Here is a 1,112-nt window from a genome sequence, read left to right as displayed (position 1 = left end):
AAATCTGAGCCGGCTCCGGTTCCGGCAGGCATGCGGAAAAACGGCCGATTTGCCCTTTTTTTTCCTGAAAAACCCTTACCGGCGGGCTTTGAATAGATACTATTAAATAATTTTCTTCATTAAGTTTTTTTATGGTTAAGATCATAGACACCCTCCTTGGAAAGAGCGCCTCCCACGCGGACGACGAATACATGGAACTGGACCTTGCGTCGTACGAGGAACGCGGCAGCGGTCCGGCCCTTCTTGTGAAGATTGCAACGATCAGCGACCTCAAGGACACGCCCCGGGTCAAGGACGAGGTCTATTCGGGAAACATCGTGATCGTGGACATCTCCCGCCTGAAAATGGACAAGATCTCCTACGAGCGTGTCTTGAAGGACTTAAAGGAAGTTGCAAAGGACGTCAACGGGGATATCATCGGCCTTGGCGACCAGCGCTATGTTGTCTTAACGCCCATGTCGGTCAAGATCTCCCGCGACAAGATCGGTGGATAATCGCGTGGAGACAAAAGTTCCGGGACCGTGTCCAAGCTGCAATACTGAAATCGACTATCTCTACACGACAGAGAATATTCCCTATTTTTCCGATATCCTCATCATCTCCGCCATCTGCCCGTCCTGCGGGTACCGGTTCGTGGACACCCAGCTCTTAAAACACGGAGAGCCGGCGCGGTACACCGTCGCCGTGCAGAGCGAAGACGATCTTGCCATCCGCGTTGTCCGCAGCATGAGCGCCAGCCTCGAGATCCCCGAGCTCGGCGTCAGGATCGACCCCGGCCCGGTCTGCCAGGGGTTTGTCTCAAACGTTGAGGGCGTGCTCGACCGGATCGAGCAGGTTGTCAAGGGTGCCCTCAGGTGGGGGACCGATGTGGAGAAGGAGAACGCTGCGGAGCTTTTAGCTGATATTGCCCGGGTGAAGGCGGGGCTGTTTCCGGTTACGCTGATTGTTGAGGACCCGTGCGGGAACAGCGGAATCGAGAGCGAGCGGGTCGTGAAGGAGAAGTACGAGCCGGAGCCGGAATAATCTTCGACTTTTTTCGATACGTGTTTAAAAAAAAATTTGTTAAAATTTCCATCGCTAACAATCTGCAACAAGAGGGGGCTACCTACCCC

The 1,112-nt window shown here is 54.0% G+C and carries 2 protein-coding genes; both read left to right on the top strand.

Going from position 1 to position 1,112, the window contains the following annotated elements; genetic code table 11:
• Positions 1-131: 131 nt before the first annotated feature.
• Positions 132-494 carry a cell division protein SepF gene (gene sepF / locus CW742_RS14555; RefSeq protein WP_292421623.1) on the top strand — a complete coding sequence of 121 codons (363 nt, stop codon included), beginning with the start codon at positions 132-134 and terminating at the stop codon, positions 492-494.
• A gap of 4 nt (positions 495-498) precedes the next feature.
• Entirely contained in the window at positions 499-1,023 is a 525-nt protein-coding gene (locus CW742_RS14550) for a ZPR1 zinc finger domain-containing protein (protein ID WP_292421621.1), read from the top strand.
• Positions 1,024-1,112 lie beyond the last annotated feature (89 nt).

It is taken from the genome of Methanoregula sp., assembly GCF_002835825.1.
Taxonomy (GTDB): domain Archaea; phylum Halobacteriota; class Methanomicrobia; order Methanomicrobiales; family Methanospirillaceae; genus Methanoregula.
This window is presented reverse-complemented; position numbering and strand designations above follow the sequence as displayed.